The 17,132-nt window shown below is 45.6% G+C and carries 13 protein-coding genes; 9 read left to right on the top strand and 4 right to left on the bottom strand.

Annotation, left to right across the window (positions count from 1 at the left end):
- Window positions 1–23: 23 nt before the first annotated feature.
- Window positions 24–1,433: a DKNYY domain-containing protein gene (locus tag EC604_RS09250; protein WP_123063899.1), complete on the top strand. Its 1,410-nt coding sequence runs from the start codon at window positions 24–26 to the stop codon at window positions 1,431–1,433.
- A 200-nt stretch (window positions 1,434–1,633) separates the two neighbouring features.
- On the opposite strand, the gene EC604_RS09255 is transcribed toward EC604_RS09250, so the two are convergent.
- Both EC604_RS09255 and EC604_RS09260 read right to left on the bottom strand, forming a co-directional pair.
- On the bottom strand, window positions 1,634–3,082 hold the full coding sequence (locus tag EC604_RS09255) for a DEAD/DEAH box helicase (RefSeq protein WP_123063900.1): 1,449 nt from the start codon (window positions 3,080–3,082) through the stop codon (window positions 1,634–1,636).
- 628 nt (window positions 3,083–3,710) lie between these two features.
- On the bottom strand, window positions 3,711–6,047 hold the full coding sequence (locus EC604_RS09260) for a 5'-nucleotidase C-terminal domain-containing protein (RefSeq protein WP_123063901.1): 2,337 nt from the start codon (window positions 6,045–6,047) through the stop codon (window positions 3,711–3,713).
- Between the two features lie 306 nt (window positions 6,048–6,353).
- Between EC604_RS09260 and EC604_RS09265 the strand changes: the two genes are divergently transcribed.
- On the top strand, window positions 6,354–7,316 hold the full coding sequence (locus EC604_RS09265; RefSeq protein ID WP_123063902.1) for an endo-1,4-beta-xylanase: 963 nt from the start codon (window positions 6,354–6,356) through the stop codon (window positions 7,314–7,316).
- Between the two features lie 203 nt (window positions 7,317–7,519).
- Here the strand turns inward: EC604_RS09265 and EC604_RS09270 are convergent, their stop codons facing one another.
- Together EC604_RS09270 and EC604_RS09275 are read right to left on the bottom strand one after the other, a co-directional pair.
- A complete protein-coding gene (locus EC604_RS09270; protein ID WP_123063903.1) occupies window positions 7,520–8,860 on the bottom strand; it encodes a glycoside hydrolase family 30 protein in 1,341 nt (446 codons plus the stop codon).
- A gap of 278 nt (window positions 8,861–9,138) precedes the next feature.
- On the bottom strand, window positions 9,139–10,632 hold the full coding sequence (locus EC604_RS09275; protein ID WP_161556894.1) for a leucine-rich repeat domain-containing protein: 1,494 nt from the start codon (window positions 10,630–10,632) through the stop codon (window positions 9,139–9,141).
- 260 nt (window positions 10,633–10,892) lie between these two features.
- Here EC604_RS09275 and EC604_RS09280 point away from each other — a divergent pair, with 260 nt between their 5' ends.
- From EC604_RS09280 to EC604_RS09310, 7 genes are all read left to right on the top strand, one after another.
- Window positions 10,893–11,783, top strand: coding sequence for a diacylglycerol/lipid kinase family protein (locus EC604_RS09280; RefSeq protein ID WP_123063905.1), 891 nt, complete (start codon window positions 10,893–10,895; stop codon window positions 11,781–11,783).
- A 193-nt stretch (window positions 11,784–11,976) separates the two neighbouring features.
- Window positions 11,977–12,894 (top strand): aldo/keto reductase, encoded by a 918-nt coding sequence (locus tag EC604_RS09285; RefSeq protein WP_123063906.1) that lies wholly within the window; start codon window positions 11,977–11,979, stop codon window positions 12,892–12,894.
- A 298-nt stretch (window positions 12,895–13,192) separates the two neighbouring features.
- A complete protein-coding gene (locus tag EC604_RS09290; protein WP_345789266.1) occupies window positions 13,193–14,578 on the top strand; it encodes a transcriptional regulator in 1,386 nt (461 codons plus the stop codon).
- A 257-nt stretch (window positions 14,579–14,835) separates the two neighbouring features.
- A complete protein-coding gene (locus EC604_RS09295; protein WP_123063907.1) occupies window positions 14,836–15,006 on the top strand; it encodes an aspartyl-phosphate phosphatase Spo0E family protein in 171 nt (56 codons plus the stop codon).
- 138 nt (window positions 15,007–15,144) lie between these two features.
- A complete protein-coding gene (locus tag EC604_RS09300; protein ID WP_123063908.1) occupies window positions 15,145–15,525 on the top strand; it encodes a GntR family transcriptional regulator in 381 nt (126 codons plus the stop codon).
- On the top strand, window positions 15,522–16,403 hold the full coding sequence (locus EC604_RS09305; RefSeq protein ID WP_123063909.1) for an ABC transporter ATP-binding protein: 882 nt from the start codon (window positions 15,522–15,524) through the stop codon (window positions 16,401–16,403). Before EC604_RS09300 ends, EC604_RS09305 begins: the two co-directional genes overlap by 4 nt.
- Window positions 16,400–17,098, top strand: coding sequence for a hypothetical protein (locus EC604_RS09310; RefSeq protein ID WP_123063910.1), 699 nt, complete (start codon window positions 16,400–16,402; stop codon window positions 17,096–17,098). The genes EC604_RS09305 and EC604_RS09310 overlap by 4 nt, the downstream gene beginning before the upstream one ends.
- The last annotated feature ends 34 nt before the right edge of the window (window positions 17,099–17,132 follow it).

Consider the following 17,132-nt stretch of genomic DNA (forward strand, 5'->3'; position numbering starts at 1 on the left):
CATGGATTGAAGGGGGAACGGTTATGGATCGCTTTGTGATCAATGCGAATGCTCTAGTGGTCTTACAGAAAGAGGACGAAGAGACGGTGCTGGTCAAAGGCGGAATTACTGCTGATGGTTTCGAAGTCTTATCGACCTACCCCAAAGGCTGGCTGACATTTGCCTACCTTATGGATCACCAGGGCATATGGTGGTTCGATGCGCGTACGAACAAGGCCCGTTTGTTCAGTCAAGATACAGAAGCATTCCGCGTTGTGCACGAGGACTACAGTTCTGATTCGCAGTATGTCTATCTGGAGGACATGCCCGTTTCTCCCTCCGATCCAGGTAGCTTTGAGCTGTTGCCAGGGACACCTTATTTTGCAAAGGATAAACACCAGTTGTATGTCAAAGACAGCCAGCATTTTCATGTGTTCGATGAAATCGATACAAGTGCAGCCATTGCGCAGCATGATTACTGTACGGATCTGGATCATTTGTTTCACTTGTCGAGCGGCCTTCGTTATGCCAATGATTATAAACATGAGATCGTAGATTGGTTGCGGGAGCATTATCCAGATATACCCGGCTGGTGGCAGGCCGATTATGTTCATCGTGCAGATGATGCGGTGCAGCTTGCTTGGAATTGGTATGTTACAGCAACCTCCTTATTCTATCGGACAGAGTTTGGCGGTGGGTACAGGCGAGAGGGTAAAGAAACCTTCCATCTGGTTCGCGGAGCGGATCAGAGTTCATTTGAACCGCTAGATGGACAATTTGCGCGTGACCGGAATCGGGTTTATTTTCAGTGGCGTATTATCCGTGAAGCAGATCCGGACAGCTTCGAGTCACTTGGAGGACGATTTGGGCGGGACAAGCAGCATGTGTATTACAACGGGTACCGTATTGAGGGGGCTGATGTATCCACATTTGAAGTGTTAGGTGGTACGGAGCATCTGGGTTTATCCAGAGATAAGAAGGACGTATATCATGCGCAGTATGCGCGTACCCGTCAGCCTTTCGGTCATCCTGACGATGTGCTTCAACGGATCAAGGGAGCGGATGCGGCAACCTTTGAGTTGCTTACCCCATCGGGCAGTTGGGCTGTAGATGCGAATCAGGTATATCCGTGGGGCATAGCCAATAAAAAGATAGATCGTGCCAGCTTTACTCATCTGCTCGAAGCTGATCCCCAGAGCTGGGCTATGGATCGCAATGGGCTGTATAATGCCAATGGCAAACGTACCGTAAAAGGCATCGATGGAGCATCTTTTGTCATGTTGAACAGGTATTGGGGCAAGGATGATCAGGCTGTATTCAGTTTTGTGACAGGAGGGGTATACAGAACGGCGGATGCGGAGACCTTTCAAGTGATGGATGATGAAGGTAGCGCGGAGGATAAGTTGTTTCGGTATTCTATCCACGATGGAGCGGTGCGCAAGAAGAAAAAGTAGATTTGAAAAATGATGGTGTGGGATTTGAAAATGAGTTGAGATCTAAAGCCATTCTAGGGATTTAAATTTCATTTGTATATTCAGATAAAAAAACCAGGGGCAGACTCCAAAAGTCTTTGTCCCTGGTTCTGCTTCGAGTTCATAAGCGAGCGAATGAATTCGTTTCTTCCTTCGTTGCCCGTTGTTTTATCGCTTCTTCGTTAATTTTTATGGCCCTTGCGCACTTTGAGCTGCATGCGTTTGATTGTGGTGTGTTGCATGACTTCCAGCACAAGCGGGCCTTTGCCATTCAGAATTTCCACATCCGTCACGTTATCCAGAATCGTGATTATCCCGATATCGTCTGCACTTACGCCTTCAATCTTCGCAATCGTTCCTACAAAATCAACTGCACGAAGTTTTTTCTTCTTACCTCCGTTGAAGTTGAGCTTCATGATCTGCTGGTTCAACTGCTCACGCTTGTCCTTTTTGCGTTCAGGTGCGATCTTGAGGCGTTTCTCGAATGCTTCCCGGTGGCGATCTACCTCATCTTCTGAAGGCGCTTTGATCACAGGGATCTCGAATCCGATGTAGGATTCAATCTCCGCAAGACGTCTGCCGTCCTTCGGAGTTACCAAAGTAAAGGCTCTGCCCGTTTTACCTGCACGGCCCGTGCGGCCTGTACGGTGAACATAGCTCTCTTTTTCAAGGGGGATATCATAATTGATGACATGGGTGATGTTCGTGATATCAATCCCACGCGCAGCAACGTCAGTGGCGATCAGATAGCGGAATTGTCCACGTCTGAAGGCGTTCATAACTTCGATTCGCTCATCCTGCTCCATGCCGCCGTGGATACGATCCGCTGGATAGTCCAGATCAGCCAACACGCGGAACAGCTTATCGACATTCTCCTGTGTGCGGCAAAATACAATGCAGCTGTCCGGGTTTTCTGTAATAAACAAGTCCTGAAGCAGCGCAGTTTTGTTCACTTCGGAAGTGCGAATCACGGCATGTTCAATCGTTGCTGTAGTCAGTCCGCTAGCCTTAATCTCGATTTCTACAGGGGTGTTCATGTATTGACGTGAAAGCTTCGCTACATCTTCCGGGAACGTTGCCGAGAACAGCATAGTTGTCCGTTCCTGCGGCAATGCCTGAATAATCGCTTGTACCGTCTCAATAAAGCCCATGTTCAGCATCTCATCTGCTTCATCAATGACCAGATATGCGATGCGATCCAGCGGCAGCGTCCCCCGTTCAATATGATCCAGAACCCGGCCTGGTGTACCGACAGCCACATGGGTTCGTTGCTTCAGCTCAGCTTTTTGAATGTGAAAAGGAGACTGCCCATACAGTGCGGTTGCTTTAATACGTTTAAAGCGGCCAATGTTAGTAATATCTTCGTTGACTTGCAGGGCCAACTCCCGTGTGGGAGTCAGAATCAGGGCCTGTGGTTTATTTTCATTCCAGTCCACCAGCTCACAGAGCGGTATGCCGTATGCGGCTGTTTTGCCGCTGCCTGTCTGTGATTTCACAACAAGGTCTTGATTCTCCAGAGCAACGGGAATAACCCGGGTCTGAACTTCGGTGGGATTCTCGTAACCCAGGCTGTCCAGTGCTCTGACGATTTCTTCCCCCAGGCCATAATCTTTAAAATGCTGCTTACTCATCGTTTACCTCTTTTGCGTTTAGTTTTGAAATGCAGTTTGCTCACGTTATTTTGGTCTCAGTAAGGATGTGAATGATCTTACTTACCAGCATTGCACCGTACATGTAACATATACCTGCCTATTATACTCTATGTGCACGAAAAGCGCGTGGCAAATAAAGAGACTCACGTTCTGAATAGCAGTTTACCATCCATACAGGTGAAGGTAGTCACGATCATTACCCGCAACCGCACTTTCTAACGATCTGACATGAGCTTATTTGAGCCATATAGGGATTTCTTAAATTGTAACGATCACCAGAGAGCTTATTTTGCTAAAAATATGATAAAAATGCTCGATTTCAATTCATTTTCCTAAAATAAGGTTTCCTGAGTTCCTGAGATCGTTAGAAAATAAAAATACGAAAATTCGCCTAAATAGCGTTTCTGGAGATCGTTAGAAGATATGTCGCCATTAAATCAGGGTATGAGGAGATTCTATGATCGTCCTTATATGTGCAACGTTCCACGTGAAACGATTTGTATCATTCTACAGAGAGCTTCCTCGATAGTAAACCCATATTAAGAAAATTAATAAAAAGACGATACCTCCATCATTACATGGGTGCATCGCCTTGATACATACAGTGTTATTTTGAAATGCTTACATATTTTCCATATACGTATGCCATCTGTCCATTCAGCTTCACTTTGACCCAGCCATAGGCATGGCCTGTGCTAACTACCTCAAGCATCGTACCTTGTGGCACAGAAGTAATCACTTTAGATCGGGAGGATGCACCCGCACGTACATTCAGATGAGCGGCCGTAACCTTGGCTTGTTTGCCTGAAACTGCGACACTTGGCTTGCCGTTGTCTGAAGACACAGGTGGTTTACCTGGTTTCGGAGTGCCTGGCTTTGGCGCTCCAGGTGTAGGAACCGGAGTTGGTTTTGGCTTCGCTGAAGTTACTGGTTCCTCCGGTGCAGGTGCTGGAGACGGGGAAGTCCCAGCATTGCCTTGGCCTTGTGTAGCCTTGCGAGCCTTATTTAACTGCTGGTAGAAGGCCCCCTTCGTTTTTACGCCTTTGAACTGGCTTGCATCTACCCCTGCTTTGGAAGATAGGGCTTGCATCTCATCTTCAGTTATAGCATCCAAAATGTTAATGGAGGCAATATTGGTGTACTTGCCATCTTCCGTTGTCGGCACAGTCATAACGCCAGCATTAATAAGTTCTACGACATCTGCACGTTCCGGTGCAGTCAGGTCTACACCAGTGATTTTCCAATTATGCTGAATATTCGGTTCGTAGACGCCTTTCATCACGTCTTTCAGATATGCGATAGACAGATTGCGGATCGTGCCTTGAATCTCACCAAAGGCCGAAGCATCCTTAGAAGACCAGAGTTGTTTGAACTTACGTCCTTCAAGTGCTCCGCCTTTGGCAACCAGTGCCTCCATTCGATAAGCATTCATACCGAGCTTGAGTGTATCATCTGCCTGAACCGTTTTTCCGTTATTATACTTCAAATGGGTAATGCGGCTGCCATATGGCTTGGTCAGATCGATCTCATAGGTCACACCGCCGAAGAAGTCATCGGTGCTGTACTTGGAAGCACGTCGCTTCGGATCAAAGCTGATGGTTACATCTCCGGGGCGAGTAGAGTTAAAGTATCCTGCAGACCATTCCATGTATTCCTTCAGATCACGTCCGGTCACTTCGTATACCGTCACTTCACCAAATGTGTACTGGTAGTTAAACGAAATATCTTTTTTCTTGATCGGGCCAACGTCCAGTTTGGCTTTGTCATTATCGATCTGATGGGCAACAACGTCAGCATCACTATAATGGAGCATGACCTCGGTGAAAAAATCAGACAGGGGCGTTTCCTGAATCTGCACAGCAGGGATGCCTCTGATCTCATCTGCAGGTACCAGATTGGTTCCTTTTAATTCAGCTACCTCAATGTTGGCGTCGGCACGGGCGAACTCATGGAACGGGTGCAGTGTTTTTTCCAAGGAAGGATCGGAAACTTCATAAGTACCGTCTGCTTTTTTGACAGCGAGTGCCTTCGCTTCTTTACTCTTCAGCACAACCTTACCGTTCTCTTTAGCAAACGTCAGGTCAATACGTGACATGTGTGTACCGTATTTGTTGGGCTCGGAGATCAGCACGCCGTTCACCGTCTGTGATTCAATCAGCTGATGCATATGTCCGGCAAAAATAGCAGCCAGCTCCGGGTTGGCATTGGCAATGTCTGTGACGCCGGTTCCTGGTTTCCCGTTCTCGTTATCCAGTCCCATATGCATGAGACCAACCATCACATCCACTTTGCCTTTCAGCTCAGCTATGGCTTTGCGAGTCTCTTCTACAGGGTCTTTGACAATGACACCATCCAGGTGATCGGTTCCTTTTTCAAATTCAGTAATCATCGGGGTATTCATACCAATAACGCCTACTTTGATACCGTCCCGCTCAATAATAGTATAAGCAGGCATGTAACGGTCGCCGTTTTCTTTGAAAATGTTACCGACAAGCGCTTGGCCTTTGAACTGCGAGGAGATTTTCTCCAGCACATCTAAGCCAAAGTTAAATTCATGGTTACCCATAACCCAGGCATCATAGTTCATCTCGTTCATGGCCACCATCATTGGTGACTGGGGTTGATCATTGAACAGCTCAGCTGAGTTGTCCTGAATCATATCTCCCGCATCGAGCAGGATGGTGTTAGGGTTCTCAGAACGAACTTTTTTTACCATCGTATAGAGCTGGGTCATACTACCAGCCGGGTTTGGCCCGTCCAGCGCATAGTCCCATGGCATGAAGCGACCATGAATATCAGATGTGCCAAGCAAAGTGATTTTAGTCTCCGGATTAGCTTCAGCTGCGTGAGCGTCTTCCGCAGCGAGCGGAGCGAGCAGTAAAGAAGTGCCTAATAGAATAGATAATGACCAACTGGCGAAACGTTTCAAAACAAGTGCACGCATGTGTAATCTCCTTTGTGTCGTAGATAAGTTGAACTAGAGTTGTTTCTATACAAAAAAATAGCTCAACTTATCTAGTGTGTGTATTTATATGTATCATTCCATACTAGAGAAACATCAACGCAATGTAAACGCTGATGTAACATATATGTTCAATACAGTGGAGTAAAGTAGGGAAAATAGATAAAGCAATAGGAAGTATACTTTTCAAAGTAAATAGTATGTTTTATATGTGTATAAAACCAAAATTATCCATTATGATGTCCTTGTAAGCGCTTTATAAAATAAACCCAACCAAGGAGGAATATTATGTTGAAGTCCAAATGGTTTAAGACGGTAGGTACGCTTGCTCTGGCAGGTGTGCTGGCCGCGTCAGTCGCGGTGGGCAGTGTCAGTGCCGGATTGGCTAAAGGCAGTAAATTCCTGGGGAATATTATAGCTAGCCAGGTACCAAACAATTTCAGTCCGTACTGGAATCAGGTCACGCCAGAGAACTCCACCAAATGGGGTGCGGTAGAAGGCACACGTAATGTGATGAACTGGGGCCAGGCAGATATGGCTTACAACTATGCGAAAAACAATAAAATGCCTTTCAAATTCCACACCCTTGTTTGGGGAAGTCAGGCACCTAACTGGATTAACGGCCTTTCTGCTAATGATCAAAGAGCCGAAGTGATTCAATGGATTCGTGCTGCAGGACAACGTTATTCCCAAGCGGAATATGTTGACGTAGTCAATGAGCCGTTGCATGCAAAGCCAGCCTTCCGCAATGCGATTGGTGGAGATGGACAGACAGGTTGGGATTGGGTCATCTGGTCCTTTGAGCAAGCAAGACAAGCTTTCCCGAATTCCAAATTGCTGATCAATGAATATGGTATTATCGGTGATCCTGCCAAAGCAGATCAATATATCCAAATTATCAACTTGCTGAAAAACAGAGGCCTTGTTGATGGCATCGGTATTCAAGCGCACTACTTCAATATGGACAACGTATCTGTGAACACGATGAACACCGTTCTGAACAAACTGCAAGCGACTGGCCTTCCAGTGTATGTATCCGAGCTGGACATGACTGGCGATGACAATACCCAGTTGCAACGTTACCAACAAAAATTCCCGGTACTCTGGAAGCACCCGGCTGTTAAAGGTGTTACGCTGTGGGGTTACAACGAAAACCAAACTTGGACTAGTGGTTCCCACCTGGTAAGAAGCAACGGCACAGAGCGTCCTGCAATGCAGTGGCTGAAAACCTACCTGGCGAACAATCCATAAGCCCAGGTACAGACCTTAGAGTTGGCATTTGTATAAACTTTAGTACAAGTACAAGCAGAATTTATTCACTCTATCTGTTAAAATCAGTTAACCTGCATTATCCCCTCAAAAAAGATTCCTGTCCCGTTACGATGTGGGACAGGATCTTTGGCTTGTAGCAGCATCATGCCATGTTTGCATTTCATGCCATTCTACATAGTGTTTTAATTCGCTGTAATCACCATACTGTTAAAGGAATCGGCTTCTAGCTGCACATGAATCGTTTGTCCTTCGGCGAACGTCAAGTGAAGGTCACGGCGATCCGGGAACGGATTGTTAACAACGATAACGAGACTGTTATCCGGGTTGCGGAAAGCAACGGCTTTGCCGCTCCATGCTCCAGAGAGACCCAGCCGGCGAGCACCGTTAACGATATGATGAGCAAAATGTTTCATGACATAATACTCTGGATTACGAGTGACGTCCTTACTTGCAGGATCAACGGTGATCATTGAGTTTTGCTCCCAGCCCCATGTACTGCGCCCTTTGGGCTCAAGCACCATATTCCAATAGATATAGGCGTTGACGCCATTACTGAAATAGTGCTGATAGAGGTTATATACGTGCTTGGCGTAGTTCCACGAGTTGTTACCATCCCCGCATTCATTCTCGGTTTGCATATAGCGAAGCTCCGGGTAACTAGCAACGGTGCGTTGAATGGCATGTTTGCCGGCCCATTGATATCCGACCCCTTTGATATAGGAGTAGGCTTTGGGATCGCTGAGCACCAGCCCGGCGTATTCATCGAATCCGGTTGTTTTCTTTTTCATCAGTTCTTCCCACGGATCAGGTGCATTAATGGTTCCGAGCCAGATTTCCGTATCCAGCCCATGTTTCTCAAAAGCTGGCCCCAGATAATCCGCGATAAATTCGCGTAGTTGCTCACCTGTCCACATGCAGGAGGGGAACTTCTGATCCGCGATCACTTCGTTCTGCACATGTACCTGATGAATCGTAATGCCCGCTTCGCGGTAAGCTTCAACAAACTTCACAAAATACAAAGCGTAGGCTTCGAGAATTTCCTTTTCCCAACGCAGTGTTCCGTAGTTGTAGGCTTTGGGGAACTTCATCCAGGTTGGCGGACTCCATGGTGATGCGAATAACTGCAAATCCGGGTAATAACTCAAAGCTTCCTTGATATAAGGGATCAGATATTTGAAATCCCGTTCGATGGAAAAATGGTCCATGGCCACATCTCCGTCTACTTCGTTGTGGCTATACCACTGCTCTGCATAATCACTCGCGCCAATCGGCAGGCGACAGATTGTGAACCGATGCTCCCCTTCCGGGTGGAAGAGGGAGTGCATTACTTCATGTCGCTGCTCGTCACTTAGATGGGCCAAAGCCAAATAACCAAGCTCATTGAAACAGCCGCCGAAGCCTTCGACAAGCTGATGCTGTTCACCGGTCAGTTTTAAGTTGGCGCTTTCATGATTGGTTGAAAACGATAACTCGTTCCACGGCTCTGTAGGTGTAGTGGAATATCCGTTAAACGTAAACGTCATATGATGATCCTCCTCGTAGGCTGGTAAGTAATCCACTTGATTACGTTCAGTATACCAACTTCCACTGCAAAAGCAGATGTGCTAATCCGTGCAATATTTACCCTAATCCAAGGTGGAGAGCGTATTAATACACAATCATCGATTGTAAACGAGGGGGTCACCATACCTATAATACCTAAGGTGGTTGTAATTAAAGAATCACTATATAGGCAACACGATATACCCTATTCCTCAAAATACAGAAAAAAATCCCCGCTAAGAAATCAGCGGGGATATGGTTATTTGTTTTCAAAGATCAGAATCGTTTTACTATTGGCGATATATCCAACGGTTGTATGAAGCTGTTCTGAGATAAATCGAATCGGAACATAGGCATTGCCATCCTTCATCAACAATGGAGCATCATTCATGATGGGTTCATCGTTAATGGTGACCTGCTTGTTGCTTACGCTCCAGCGAATCGTTTGATCCGCTTGTGTAATCACTGCTTCACGTGTACCGCTGTTCCAGTTCACATGAGCATTCAAATGCTCGGATACAAAGCGAAGAGGCACATAGGTCCGGCCTTTATCAATAAAAGGAGGTGCATCCAGTTCATACGCCCGGTCACCCACATAGGCTGTAGTAGATCCTTCAATCAGTCGTTGAAAACGCCCTTGCGGTGTACGTTTCTGTTCTCTGACATTCATCTGGTTGAGGAGCTGCATCGTGTGACTTCCACTCGTCACATCCAGATAATTGTTATGTACAGTAAGCCCGGTAGCAGCTGTTTCTGTCGTTACGTTTGGTGAGCTTAAAGACATAGAGGCGGACGCGGAGATATTGTCTACGCTTTGTGCACCTGAATTATCGGCTGTAAAAGATAAATCCGAGAGCGGTGACAGATCCCAGATCCGGTTGTTGGACAGCTTCAAGACGTTTAGTTTGGTTAAATTACGCAACGGCTCCAGATCGTAGATCTGATTGGACTCCGCATTCAGCTCGGTTACATTGGTTAATGCTTCGATGTCGCTCAATTGCTGGATCTGGTTGCCCGAGATATCCAGTTTCCGTAATTCTGTCATGTGGCTCAGGGGGGCAAGGTGCGATATATGGTTACCTGCCACATTCAGCTCTTGCAGTGTATTGGGTAGAGTCGTGAGAGCATCGAGTGATGAGATATGGTTGTTTGCCACATTCAACCGCTTCAGCTCGGTCTGTTCCGTAAGTGGTGTAAGATCCGTAATAAAATTATTAGAGATTTCGAGCCATTTTAGCGAACGTAGCTCTGTTAGCGCGCTCAGGCTTAAAATCTGATTGCCGCTGGCGTGCAGTGTATGTAATCTGGAAAATTCCCGCACAACGTCAATGGAAGTTATCGAATTGTTACTGATATATAGCCGGCCTAGTTTCTCTAATGCAGCAAGAGGCTGAATGGATGTAATGTAATTGTTGCGGACGTCAATCTCGCGGAGCTCCGTCAGGTGTTCTAGTGGTGTGAGATCTGTGATTTCATTGCCGTAGAGACGCAGATGGGTCAAATTAACAGCATGTTCCAACCCGGAAAGACTCTGAATGCCAGCATTGCTCAGATCCACTACTCGAAGATTCTTCATATCCTCAGATGTCAGGGGCTCACCTACAGGGATGTTCAAAATCAGCTTGAGCCCTTCTTCCAGCGCAGGATCTTTAATGAGGGAGTGATCCGAATCAGTGGTGGTGTATGCCATCGCTTGCCCTGCGGTACCTATACTTAGAATACATATCAACAATAACAATGTGATTCTCTTCATTACATGCCTTCCCTCCAAATCATAAGATCTCTTATTATTAACCCGTCTTGGGAACATAGGAACAGTAAATTTAAAACGCGCATCGATCTATACTTGTATTCTATATGATAAGGGCCATGCCCTGCACTTTTTCAGTATAACTTTGTGTAAATTATAAATATTTGCATGGTGATCAACATATTTGCTTCGCGCTGTATTCAACCCCTTTACGAATAGGGTAAGGATGTACAGAGGTTATATGCGGAGAGGGAGATGTATCAATGAGGAAAGCAATGATCATTAGCAATCCGTCGTCAGGCAAGGAAAAAGCAGCACAATATGTATCCCAGGTTCGGGATATTCTGGAAGCCAGACAATATGCAGTCGTGGTGAACGAAACAGCCGGGGAAGGCGATGCTGCCCATTACGGTCTACATGCCTGCAAAGATGGGTGTGATCTGGTCATCTCGATCGGGGGAGATGGCACATTACATGAGACGATCAACGGTATGCTTGATCAGGAACAACGTCCTCTTCTAGGCATCGTTCCACTGGGAACAGTGAATGATTTTGCAAGGGCGTTACATATCTCTCTTGACCCGGAGGAAGCGATCGAGCAGTTACGTTCGGAACAGACCCGGTTGGTCGATCTCGGCATGGTGAATGGGCGACTCTTTGCCAATGTGGTGGCTGCCGGCTCCTTGGCGGAGGCGTTATTCTCTGTTTCGTCAGAGGAAAAGTCGAAGCTAGGATCATTCGCTTATTTGAAAGAAGGATTGAAGGATCTGGTAAATACACAGGCAAACGTTCTGAAGATCGAATATGACGGGCAATTCTGGGAAGGAGAGTCACCGCTTTTTGTGGCGGTACTTACCAACTCGGTCGGAGGGTTCGAAAAATTGTCACCAGATGCAGAGGTAGACGACGGGCTGATCCACTGCTTTGTGATTCGAAATATCGGTGTATTCAACAGCTTGACCTTAGGGACTTCACTGTTCTTCGGCAATCTGAAGGAGCATAAAGACGTGCACTATTTTGCATCCAAAGAAGTGCATGTTCGCTCGGACGAAACTATTCGTACGAATGTTGATGGGGAGGAAGGTCCTGCTTTGCCAATTGATATTCGTGTATTGCCTGGTTATATGAAGGTGATCGTGCCGGAAAAAGATTAAGGATTGTTGCTCAAGGCTGGGCAGTCTTACTTAAAACAAATCATTTCTCCATATAAATGTGGGGATAGTCTATTGAAACCGATTGCAGATATGTGTCACAATCATAGACGGAAGACAAGCATGGACATACATATACCGATATGTATCAGAGCTCATGCACACAAACTATTTTTGAATATGGAGGGGAAACATCTTGAGAACCATTAAACTGGGCAGCAGTGCACTCGATGTGCCTGTAGTTGCTGTAGGTTGTATGCGAATCAATTCATTGGACAGTAAGGACGCAGAGCATTTTGTACGTTCTGCTATGGAAGTTGGCGCGAATTTCTTCGATCACGCTGATATTTACGGCACAGGAACATGTGAGGAGATTTTTGCTGATGCTGTGCAGATGAATCCCCAGGTTCGTGAAAATTTGATTCTTCAATCCAAATGCGGCATTCGCAAAGGAATGTTTGATTTCTCCAAAGAGCATATCCTGAATTCGGTGGATGGCATTCTGCAACGTCTGAGAACGGAATATCTGGACGTGCTGCTCTTGCACCGCCCGGATGCACTTGTTGAACCGGAGGAAGTGGCGGAAGCATTCGATCAGTTGGAGCGTGAGGGAAAAGTACGTCACTTCGGCGTATCCAACCAGAATCCGAACCAGATCGCATTGCTTAAAAAATATGTCAAACAGCCCCTTGTAGCTAACCAGCTGCAGATGAGCATTACCAATACGACGATGATCGATAGCGGCATCAACGTGAATATGGAGAATGACGCTGCGGTGAACCGAGATGGCAGCATTCTGGATTACTGCCGTCTGCATGATATCACCATTCAGCCATGGTCTCCGTTCCAATACGGATTCTTCGAGGGTGTCTTCCTGGGTAATGAGAAATTCCCGGAATTGAACGCAAAGATCGATGAGATCGCTTCGAAGTATGACGTGAGCAATACGACCATTGCGATTGCGTGGTTGCTTCGTCATCCTGCGAAGATGCAACCTGTGACAGGCACAATGAATATTGAACGTCTGCAAGATTGTGTGAAAGCAAGTGAAGTTCACCTCACTCGTCCAGAGTGGTATGAAATCTATCGAGCTGCAGGGAATGTACTGCCTTAGTTCACAACCTTTGAGTATGGAATAACAGTGAAAATACGCCGAATATGCAATGATATTCGGACAAATGACACGAGCCTGTCTGGCTCGTGTTTTTTTATATAGTTGGGTCTTGGAAGAACAGACCATTTCGATATAAAATATAGATGCATACTTTTTCGTTGTAAAAGGGTTAAAATGTAATTAATACAAATTAGTTGAAATTATTTTATTGAAAAGCACGCACATATTACATATAATTACTTTTGCATGTACCTGTAGTCTCGCTTTTGGTGTTTTTATTTTGGAGGGTGGTGTTCCCTTGAAGCCGACAACAACCACGATACGCGATCATTTAGCAAGTTATCTGAAGCGTGAGCAGATGTCGATCAGTTTATTTTCAGATCTGTCCGGAATTAATTCTGGTACACTCAGCAACATTTTGAATAAAAATCGACCCATCTCCATGCAGCAACTGGACCGCATTACAGCCGCCATGAAGCTTGCAGCGGGCCATTTCTATGAGCTGTATATTGATGAGTGCTTTGTGCATGCAACCCCGGACTGGCGGAGGTTAGGCCCTTTTTTGCATCGATGTGCTGAACTGGATAAGCTGGACTGTATCGAAGAGGTCGTCCGTCTGATGATGGATAATCTTTCGTATATCCCGATGTTATTTGATGTGGCGGAGGAGTTCTACCATGCTGGTAAATGGAAACCGGCAACCCTCTTATATGAAACGATCGCTGAAAGCGAGAAGATGCAACATTCTGAGCGGCTTGCGCTCTGTCAGTATCGCCTGTTTAAGCTCGGACTGTCGAATGATCAGCAGCGGAATGTCATTATTGCGGCTCAATTTGAATATTACGTGGATCGGCTGGATGAACGCTATCAACTGGATGCATTAAATGAACTCATTAACGCGTTTGCCTCACTTCACCGATGGAGTAAAGTGCAGGAGTTATCTGAGAAACTGCGAGTGAAGGCGACCATTCACTATGAATTAAATGGAAGAAAGAAAGCGGAAGAAACAAAACGACCTATCATTTTTTATGTTATGTATGCTTATTTGGCATCAGGGAGTGCGTACTTCCATTTAGACAACTATGAGACGGCTCTCAAATATGTCTCGTTATACACCGATTCCTCTTGGGTCAAAGATCCGGATCATGAAGAAATGGTTGTTATTCAACAATTTCAGGAATGGGCTGAAGGGAATCGTTATATATATCAATTAATGGCTGGACAGTTCGAAATCCTTCCTCAGTATCTGGCCTACATTTCAACGAAAGAGAACGAGATCTTTCCTGCGTTATGTGATATTGTTACTGCGGCGAATCGATACGATATGGATATCGATGATGTGTTAGAAGAGTATGCACCGCATTTTACTTATCAGGAACAGCGGAACCGAATTGGGAAAGTCAGCAAGCAGGTTACGGATGATCGTTACGTCCGACTTTTGGCTGGATTGGGCAAGTATTATCTGAAGAGGGATCACTTTGCACAAGGTTTGAATTTTGTGCTGGATAGCTTAAGATTTGCTATTGAAATTAGTGATGGACGAGGTATGCTTAGAAGTGTCGGACTATTCGAACAATACAGGGATTATGCGTCCGATACTGCTATACAGCAATACAAAATCTTGATTGGTGAGGTGCAAAAAATCAATGAAGAAAAAACTGGCTTTGCTGATAGTTACTTGTAGTATCGCGGTGAATATCCTGCCGACCGTTACCGGGCCATCTCCAGTCAAGGAAGATACGCCTCCCCCAATCTACCGAACGAATGATCACGGTTTAGGGACATAAGCCTGAGCCAAAGAACGCTTCTGAATAATTCAGAGGCGTTCTTTTTTTGTATGTATAAACGGTCCAGTAACGTATAGAAGGGTGCATCTGTCATATCCCCAATAAACTACTGATTGGCATAATAAGCTAAAATATGACAAAAGGAGGGGGTGCTATGGACCGTATGGAATTAAAGTTACAGATTGAAGACGCGAGACAACAGCTGCATCAGATACACCTGCAATATGGTAGTCTGCTTCATCCTGAAGTGATTAGACAATCCGTAGTCCTTGACGCTCTCCTGAACCAATATAACCGAATCCGTGTGGAGAAGTTGATCAATTAACAAAGGTCTATTTACATTTGTGTTTTTGTATACTATAGTTAGTTACATGAGTAACTAACCAACTAACTAAAAGATAAAAAATTGACCCAAAGATAAGACCCACAAAAAATTATTATTATGTATGAAAGTTGGTAACAGATGAAATCGACTTTGGATGAATCCCAGCCTATTTTCCATCAGATTGCCATGATGATCATGGATGATATTGTGGAAGGCAGATTGAGGGTGGAGGAGCAGGTTCCCTCGACGAATGAGCTATCACGCTTTTACAATATTAATCCGGCTACGGCGCGAAAGGGGCTGCAGGAGTTGGTAGACAAAGGCATCATATACAAACAGCGAGGAGTGGGAATGTTTGTTGCCAAGGGAGCCAGGGAAGCCTTGCTTATCGAACGGAAGCAGCATTTTTACGAGGAATTCATCAAACCTTTACTTGAAGAAGCCAGACGTATTCGTATGGACGAGGACATGATTATTGATCTGATTCGCGGTAAGAAGGATAAGGAGAGTGAAATATGATTCATATGGAGCAGGTATGTTACAGCTATCAAAAGAATAAAACCTCTATTCTGAACAGTGTCACCCTGCATGAGAATGAACCTGTCATTGGTGCGATTTGGGGAAGAAACGGTGCAGGTAAAACGACGCTGATGAGTCTGCTCGCCGGACACAATCGCCCTGACAGTGGCACCATTCAAATTATGGGCCAGAACCCATACAATAATCTGTCTGCTCAAGGACATCTATGTTATATCCAAGAGAATCATCCGCTCGGTAAAAGCTGGACAATGAATGATCTGGTTACCATCGGATCACATTTTCATTCACAATGGGATCAGGAGCTTGCCAAGCGGCTCATCGATGCATTCGAACTGCCTTCGAAACAGAAGATGAGTAAATTTTCGAAGGGCATGAAGACAGCAGCTCAAATTATTCTGGGGCTGTGCAGTAACGCAAGTGTAACGATTATGGATGAGCCTACAAATGGACTCGATGCCGAGAAACGAAAGCTTTTTTATGAAGCATTATTAGAAACGTATGAAAATAACCCTCGTCTGATTCTGATATCGACGCATCATATTGAAGAGGTACAGCCTTTGTGTGAATCCCTGATTGTGGTCCATCAAGGAAAAGTGTTATATCATCGCCCTATGGAGGAAGTACGCGAACGCGGAGTTCTCCTAACAGGGTTAATTCAAGATGTGGAGCTAGCCTCTGTAGGTACGAATATTATCGAGTCTGCTCGCATGGGTACAACCGGCAAAGTGATGATTGATGATGTGTATTCGAAGGAATGGGCAGCCAAGGCTCAACTTCATGGGCTTTCCATTGAAAAAGCAACGCTCCAGGATTATCTGGTGAATGTAACGCGGAAACAGGAGGAGGTGAGAGCATGAATGCAGTAAAAGGAACGAATCGGTTGATATTAGACGACATGCGTTTATATCTGGTAATCTTCACATCCATTGCTCTTGGTCTTACAGCGGTCTATGTAGCCATTGGGTTTCTGTTTGATGTCCGTTATTCCTCGCAGTTATTCGGGCCGATGTATGGAGGGATCTGTACTTTTGCCATTGCAGGTCTGGTCACGCTCTACCCTGTAGCCATCGGTATGGGCAGTACTCGGATTCAATTCATGAAATCATTCTATATGATGGGAGTCTGTATGGTTGTGGGCACGATGGTCATTCTGCATTTGATCTACCTGCTTGTTCATTTGCTGAATGTCGGAGGATGGCTGCAAGTCACGTTGTACCAACCGGGGATGCTCTACTCTTCCCGTTACCTTGTGCTTCCATATCTATGGATGGACCTGATGCTTGGTTTTCTGGTATTTGGCTTGTCCGTTTTCCTGACGGTGTGCTGGATCAGGCTGGGAATGCGTAACTTTCTGTTTCTGTTGTTTGGCTTGGGCTTGGTGATGTCGCTGGTGGTTGCATTTGGAGATATGAGACAATTCACGCTCTGGATTGCCTATCAAAATCGAATGCTCGTATTCACGGTGCTGGGTGTAATCGGTGGCGCGCTGCTTCTGTCCACCTATCCCATGATGAAGCATGCTCTGTTGGTACGCAAAAGCAGCAAAGACTGACTGTGATGAATTACAGAGTTTAAGCCGTTAGGGG

Source organism: Paenibacillus amylolyticus (genome assembly GCF_003719335.1).
Lineage (GTDB): Bacteria > Bacillota > Bacilli > Paenibacillales > Paenibacillaceae > Paenibacillus > Paenibacillus amylolyticus_D.

Bases quoted from the DNA above. Each gene is read 5' to 3' on its own strand.
- EC604_RS09250 (WP_123063899.1), top strand. From the start codon at position 24: ATGGATCGCTTTGTGATCAATGCGAATGCTCTAGTGGTCTTACAGAAA.
- EC604_RS09255 (WP_123063900.1), bottom strand. From the start codon at position 3,082: ATGAGTAAGCAGCATTTTAAAGATTATGGCCTGGGGGAAGAAATCGTC.
- EC604_RS09260 (WP_123063901.1), bottom strand. From the start codon at position 6,047: ATGCGTGCACTTGTTTTGAAACGTTTCGCCAGTTGGTCATTATCTATT.
- EC604_RS09265 (WP_123063902.1), top strand. From the start codon at position 6,354: ATGTTGAAGTCCAAATGGTTTAAGACGGTAGGTACGCTTGCTCTGGCA.
- EC604_RS09270 (WP_123063903.1), bottom strand. From the start codon at position 8,860: ATGACGTTTACGTTTAACGGATATTCCACTACACCTACAGAGCCGTGG.
- EC604_RS09275 (WP_161556894.1), bottom strand. From the start codon at position 10,632: ATGAAGAGAATCACATTGTTATTGTTGATATGTATTCTAAGTATAGGT.
- EC604_RS09280 (WP_123063905.1), top strand. From the start codon at position 10,893: ATGAGGAAAGCAATGATCATTAGCAATCCGTCGTCAGGCAAGGAAAAA.
- EC604_RS09295 (WP_123063907.1), top strand. From the start codon at position 14,836: ATGGACCGTATGGAATTAAAGTTACAGATTGAAGACGCGAGACAACAG.
- EC604_RS09300 (WP_123063908.1), top strand. From the start codon at position 15,145: ATGAAATCGACTTTGGATGAATCCCAGCCTATTTTCCATCAGATTGCC.
- EC604_RS09305 (WP_123063909.1), top strand. From the start codon at position 15,522: ATGATTCATATGGAGCAGGTATGTTACAGCTATCAAAAGAATAAAACC.
- EC604_RS09310 (WP_123063910.1), top strand. From the start codon at position 16,400: ATGAATGCAGTAAAAGGAACGAATCGGTTGATATTAGACGACATGCGT.